This is a genomic window from Vreelandella titanicae BH1 (genome assembly GCF_000336575.1).
Taxonomy (GTDB): domain Bacteria; phylum Pseudomonadota; class Gammaproteobacteria; order Pseudomonadales; family Halomonadaceae; genus Vreelandella; species Vreelandella titanicae.
In genome coordinates this window covers 80855-87159 of the sequence record NZ_AOPO01000018.1, presented here as the reverse complement: position 1 = coordinate 87159, position 6305 = coordinate 80855, and the positions used below count along the sequence as shown (strand labels likewise).

Genomic DNA, 6305 nt, shown 5'->3' with positions numbered 1-6305 from the left:
ATTGGGTTGCCCGTTTACTAGCTAAATTTGAACAGTACCAGCAAGCTTTAAACTTATGATTGGTTTAAAACCATGGTCGGTTCAAAGCATCGCTAGACGGCTTTAGGTTCGCTCATCAACCCCTTGATAATGGCATAGCAGGCCACTAGCAGAATGATGGTGAACGGGAAGCCGGTAGAAACAGCCATGGTTTGCAGCGCTGTCAGGCCACCGCCTAGCAGTAGCGCAATGGCAATCGCGCCTTCGATGATCGCCCAGAAAACGCGCTGTGGCGTCGGTGCATCGACCTTACCGCCAGCGGTGATGGAGTCAATCACCAACGAGCCAGAGTCAGACGACGTCACGAAGAACACGATGACTAGCACAATGGCCACGAATGAGGTGATTTGTGATAACGGCAGCTGCTCGAGCATTATGAATAGCTGCAGATCAACGCCTGCATCGCGAACGGCCTCAATGCCTTGGCTGACGTACTGATCAATGGCTGTGCCACCAAACGTGGTCATCCATAGTACTGATACAGTGGACGGCACCAGCATCACCGAGACCAGAAATTCACGCACTGTACGACCGCGGGATACCCGCGCAATAAACATACCGACATACGGAGACCAGGAGATCCACCAGGCCCAGTAGAAGGCTGTCCAGCCCTGGCTGAAGTTGGCATCTTCACGACCAAAAGGATTCGATAACGCAGGTAGATGAACCGCATAGTTCCAAAGGTTTTCAAAGAAGCCCGTGGCAATCATCAGGGTAGGGCCAACAGCAATCACAAAGAAAAGTAGCATTGCCGCAAGAATAATATTGATTTTGGAGAGCAGCTGTACGCCCTTATCAACGCCTGCCACGATTGAGCCGATGGCGATCATCGTAATACCGATGATCAACAGGATCATGGTGATATCACTTTCCGGCGCACCAAACAGGTAAGTGAGGCCTGCTGCTGCTTGGGTTGCCCCTAAACCAAGGGACGTAGCCAAACCAAATAAAGTGGCAAACACTGCCAAAATATCAATCACGTGGCCTGGCCAGCCCCATACGCGCTCACCCAAAATGGGGTAGAACACAGAACGCATGGATAGCGGCAGGCCCTTATTGAACGAAAACAGTGCCAGTGAAAGCGCCACTACAGCGTAAATTGCCCAGGGGTGCAGGCCCCAGTGGAAGATGGTTGCGGCCATAGCTAACGCTTCAGCACCGGCAGCATTGCCTTCCGCACCCGCAAGCGGCGCCCAGCTGCCACCGTCAAATGAAGTGCCAAAGTGCGTCAGCGGTTCGTTAACGCCGAAAAACATCAAGCCAATGCCCATGCCTGCGGCAAATAGCATTGAAAACCAACCCATATAGGTAAAATCAGGCTTGGCATCGGCGCCACCAATGCGGATTTTACCTAAAGGAGAGAAGATCAGACCAATGCACAAAATGACGAATATATTCGCCGCTAGAATAAAGAACCAAGACAGATTTCCGGTCAAGAAATCGAAAATGTTTTGATAAATCGGTGCGACGGTCTCTTGCAGTGCCAGAGTTAACACCACAAATAGCAGCACGATAACGGCCGATATACTGAACACCTTACCGTGCAGGTCAAGATTGAGACCCATAGTATTCGTGGTGATGTTGTCTTGGCCGATAACGTAATCGGTATCGATCAGGTTAGCCGGGCCATCTGGGGCGGGTATACCCTCAGAGACCGGCTCATCAGGCTCATTTTTCGGTGTTTTGTCCATAAGTTTACTCCCTTAATTATTTTAAAAACGAAAGGCGGTTTTATTGAGCCAGACGAATTAAGAAGACAGAGGCGTTTGTGTGGGTTGCTACTTTGCCACCATGCGAAGGCATGACAATATCCAAATGCCGCGGCAGATGAGTTGCCATCATTACTAAGTCAGCCCCTACTTCGTCAATAGCTTTCTCAAGCAGTGTGTCGATATTCGCCATAGGGTCTGTTGAGCTATAAACCTTGCTGCTTACCGGTTGGCCATGAACCTTATGTCGTTCTTGCGCAAAAGCCTCGAGCTTTTGCGCATACTCCTGGGGAGTGCGGGCGACGCTTGTGGGTGTATTGGCCGTGACGCTGACATAGGTGATATGGGCGTCATATTGTTTGGCAAGGTCGGCTACAACGCTTAATGCGGGTTCAAGTGCTTCAAGGTGGGCAAGGTCTACCGGCACCATAATGTTATTAAACATGCCAAGCTCCCGAAATGACCTGTCACACTATCAAACTGCTTATAGTAGTGTGCTCATAACAATAGGTTGTACAAACTTAAGCAGTTGGGCTGGGGCTTACGAAAGCCCCAGCCCAACCATTGCTAACAAATACAACTTACCTAATCAAAATGGCATTAGCTATCGAGCCATTCTGCTACTACATCTTGGTTATCTTCAACCCACTGCTTCGCGTTCTCATAGGGGTCACTGCCATCTTCCTGGTTCATCAGCATGACCTCGCCCATCTGCTCAGGCGTCCACTCGAAAGCGTCGAGAATGGCATAGGCTCCTGGCATGTCGTCTTCCAGGCCTTGGCGAACTGCGGTGTGAATCTGCTCTGCACCGCCATAGACGTTTTCAGGGTCTTCTAGATATTTGAGATCAAAGCGGGCAAACATCCAGTGGGGCGTCCAGCCAGTAACAACGACATCTTCCTCGTTATTAATTGCACTCGACAGTGCCGCCGTCATGGTGGCACCGCTGCCACTACGCAGATTCAGCTCAAGGTCATAGGTATCCACAACCTCTTCGGTGAGGCTCATTAAACCTGCACCAGGGTCAATACCGATGATCTCGCCGTTAAAGCTGTCGGCGTTATCGTTAAGGTCTGCAATCGAGTCGACGTCAGTATACTCTGGAACCACAAGGCCCAGCTTGGTGCCGTCCAGGTTGGGGCCAAGGTCTTCAATACTATCGCCCAGGCGTTCCATGTAATCGGCGTGAGTGGTTGGCAACCAAGCAGCGACGATGGCATCCGCATCGCCAGTGGAGAGCGCCTGGAACATAGCCGCCGCTGAGAGTGAGGTTAGCTCGACGTCATAGCCCGCTTGCTCAAGTACTGCAGCGACCACGTTAGTTGAAGCGACTTCGGAAGACCACTCTACGTAGGCCAGGTTAACCATGCCTTTCTCTTCTTCAGCCTGCGCCGCGCTGCTGACGGTCACACCAGCACCTGCTAGCAGTGCCAGCGAAGCAAGACGGATACGGAGGTTCAATGTGCGATGTTTCATTCACTTTCTCCCTTGTGTATTAAAATATAAATGTACTGGTTATTAACGTGCATGATGCTTAACGAGCACGGTTGCTGCAAAACACAGCATGGTAAGCAAAGAGCGACTTAGCAAGCTAATGGCTCAACGCAGCCGCTTCTGCTGTTTTACTCTATCGCGCGTTTTCGCTATTGCCGGGTTTTTCTAAGCGATTGCGTCAGGCGGTCAAGCAGCATGGCCAGGATGACCACCGCGATGCCTGCTTCAAAGCCGTCGCCAGGGCGCAAGCGTTGAATTGCGCGCCATACTTCGCTGCCCAAACCATCTGCACCAATCATGGCTGCGATGACTACCATGGAGAGAGCGAGCATTATCGTTTGGTTGATACCTGCCATTACTGTGGGCAATGACAGCGGTAGCTGTACTTTGAATAACTTCTGGCCACGGGTGGCACCGTAGGCATCGGCGGCCTCAATCAGCTCCACCGGTACTTGACGAATACCCAGAGTGGTAAAACGAATAGCCGGGGGCATCGAGAAGATCACCGTGGCAAAAATCGCCGACACCGAGCCAATACCGAAAAATGGAATGGCTGGGATCAAATAGACGAACGCTGGCATGGTCTGCATAAAGTCGAGAATTGGCATAATGACCCGGTAAAGCCGGTTAGACAGCGCCGCGGCAATACCCACAGGTAACGCGATGACAACTGCCACCATGGTAGCGAACACTACCAGCGTGAGCGTTTCAATCATCGGGTTCCAGAGCCCCAGGTTCCAGATCAGTGCCAAGCCCGCAGCAGCGCCTATGGCTAGGCGAGTGCCCGCCAGCTTCCAGCAGAGCAGGGCGATCAAGCCAAGCAGCGCCCACTCGGGTAACCACATCAAGCCGTCATTTAAAACATCGATACCGGTTTGAGTGAAACGAGAGATGCCGCGGGTAACCAAAGAGTATTCGCTGGTCAACCAAGTCAGGCCGCCTTCAATCCAATCACCTAGCGGGATGCGTGGGATATCCATTATTGCTCTCCTGCTCGTGCCAGTTCGTCGAGTACTGCGCCTTTAACCACCACGCCTAGCAGTTGCTCTTGCTTATCAATAACGGCGATAGGGAAACTCTTTTCACTAAACATGGCAAACAGGTTATGCAGTGGCTCATCCATGGGGACTTTGCGGAAATCCTGGGTTAAGTAGGGAATAATCGAATCGGCACCCTCTTCAATGGCCCGGCTGGCGGCATCGGCCTCGAGTAGCCCGATAAGGCGGCGGTTGCGATCAACCACATAAATAGAGTCGATAGCATGGTCGCGCATGCGGTGTAGCGCCGTGCGTGGGCCATCGCTTTCCCGAGCGGTGGAGCGCAGTGGCCGCATGGCGCTCTCGGCGGTCAAGATACGTGCCCGGTCAACGCCTTCGATAAAGCGACGCACGTAGTCATCCGCAGGCTTGGTCAGAATCTCTTCCGGCGTGCCGATCTGCACCACTTCGCCATCTTTCAGCAACACGATACGGTCGCCAATGTTGAGCGCCTCATCCAGATCGTGGGTGATGAAGACCGTGGTTTTTTGCATTTTGGATTGCAGCTGCAAAAGCTCTTGCTGCATGTCTTTGCGAATTAGCGGGTCAAGTGCTGAGAAAGCTTCATCCATTAACAGTACGGTGGCATCGTTTGCCAGAGCACGGGCGAGGCCAACGCGCTGCTGCATACCGCCGGAAAGTTGATTCGGGTAGGCGTCTTCCCAGCCCTCCAGGCCCACTTGCTTAAGCGCATCATGGGCAATTTTATGGCGCTCTGTTTTCTCTACGCCGCGAATTTCCAAACCGAACTCGGCATTTTGCTGCACAGTGCGGTGGGGAAATAGCGCGAAATTTTGAAATACCATAGAGAAGTGACGGCGGCGGCACTCCAGTAACGCTTTCTCTTTTAGCGTCGGGATGTTTTCGCCGTCGATAATGATCTCACCTTCGGTGGTCTCAATTAGACGGTTAAGACAACGGATCAAGGTCGATTTGCCTGACCCCGAGAGTCCCATGATGACCAGCAGTTCGCCTTCATAGACATCAAACGAAATATTGGATAGCCCCAGTGTCTGGCCGGATTTCTCCAGAATTTCGGGGCGCTTCATTCCTTGATCACGTAGCTCAATGGCTTTTTGTGGGTGCTTACCAAAGACTTTGCTTAATCCGCGCACTTTAATTTTGACGGGTCGTGTCTCGTCCATCGGCGATGCCTTTTTGTTGAGCTGAATGGGCGTGTGTCGTTATTGCGCCATTCATAAAGAAATAAGAGCTTGAGTCGGATAATTTATTAAAAATTATTATACATAGGTGGGGCCTGTGTGTCACAACGGCTCGCTCAACGGGGCAATTAACGCTACATGTGTCATTTTTTACCCACTCGCGCGGGCTGCCTATAAGTACATAATGGCATTGCTAATGTTTTATAAGGCATTGATTATTAATTGTTTATATTGGTTTTTTATGTTTTTGGCACGTAAAGTGATTGTAGTTTAAGTAGAGTGTTGTGAATAACTTGTATACGTGTACGGAAAGCTGACTGTCGATTTTTCCAGTGAAATGTTTAGAAACAAGCAGCGTAAGTAATGGAGGTGGGTATTATGGATAAGCAACACGACCACATTGAGAGCAAGCAAATTTCCAATCGCCCACGCTGGTTAACGCTGTGCATGATGGCGACAGCGGCAAGTGTAATTGTGTTAGCTGGTTGCGGTGATAACGAAGAAACAGCGCCACCTGCTGAAGAGCCTTCACCATTAGAGCAGGATGCCACCACTCAGCCGGAACCGGGTATGAGTGAAGAGTCAGCGATGGAGCAGGATCCAGGCTTAAGTGAAGAGCCAGCAGCAGAAAACAGCATGACGCAATCTGAAGAAACGATGTCAGAAGATCCTATGCCAGAAGAGTCCATGCCAGAAGAGTCCATGCCAGAAGAGTCCATGCCGGATGACACCATGGACGAGCCCGCAGAGGGCACTATGAACCCTGACGACGAGCCTGGCTTTGGTGAAGGAACCGAACCTATGCCTGGCGCTGAGGAAGAGGATGAAAATTCGACCAGTAACTAGTCTTTAGCAAGTGTACC

Annotated in this window: 6 protein-coding genes; 1 reads left to right on the top strand and 5 read right to left on the bottom strand. The window is 51.2% G+C overall.

Features of this window, described 5'->3' with window-relative positions:
* Window positions 1-92 precede the first annotated feature (92 nt).
* From HALTITAN_RS21580 to HALTITAN_RS21560, 5 genes are all read right to left on the bottom strand, one after another.
* Window positions 93-1730, bottom strand: coding sequence for a BCCT family transporter (locus HALTITAN_RS21580; protein WP_009288362.1), 1638 nt, complete (start codon window positions 1728-1730; stop codon window positions 93-95).
* A gap of 40 nt (window positions 1731-1770) precedes the next feature.
* Window positions 1771-2193 carry a universal stress protein gene (locus HALTITAN_RS21575; protein WP_027958618.1) on the bottom strand — a complete coding sequence of 141 codons (423 nt, stop codon included), beginning with the start codon at window positions 2191-2193 and terminating at the stop codon, window positions 1771-1773.
* A 155-nt stretch (window positions 2194-2348) separates the two neighbouring features.
* The gene (locus tag HALTITAN_RS21570) at window positions 2349-3224 is read right to left on the bottom strand and encodes a glycine betaine ABC transporter substrate-binding protein (protein ID WP_009288361.1); all 876 of its coding nucleotides are present in this window, start codon (window positions 3222-3224) and stop codon (window positions 2349-2351) included.
* A 167-nt stretch (window positions 3225-3391) separates the two neighbouring features.
* Window positions 3392-4222 (bottom strand): ABC transporter permease, encoded by an 831-nt coding sequence (locus HALTITAN_RS21565; protein ID WP_009288360.1) that lies wholly within the window; start codon window positions 4220-4222, stop codon window positions 3392-3394.
* On the bottom strand, window positions 4222-5424 hold the full coding sequence (locus HALTITAN_RS21560) for a quaternary amine ABC transporter ATP-binding protein (RefSeq protein ID WP_009288359.1): 1203 nt from the start codon (window positions 5422-5424) through the stop codon (window positions 4222-4224). Before HALTITAN_RS21560 ends, HALTITAN_RS21565 begins: the two co-directional genes overlap by 1 nt.
* 396 nt (window positions 5425-5820) lie before the next feature.
* Here HALTITAN_RS21560 and HALTITAN_RS21555 point away from each other — a divergent pair, with 396 nt between their 5' ends.
* Window positions 5821-6288, top strand: a complete 468-nt coding sequence (locus tag HALTITAN_RS21555) for a prolipoprotein diacylglyceryl transferase (RefSeq protein WP_230803645.1) — start codon at window positions 5821-5823, stop codon at window positions 6286-6288.
* The last annotated feature ends 17 nt before the right edge of the window (window positions 6289-6305 follow it).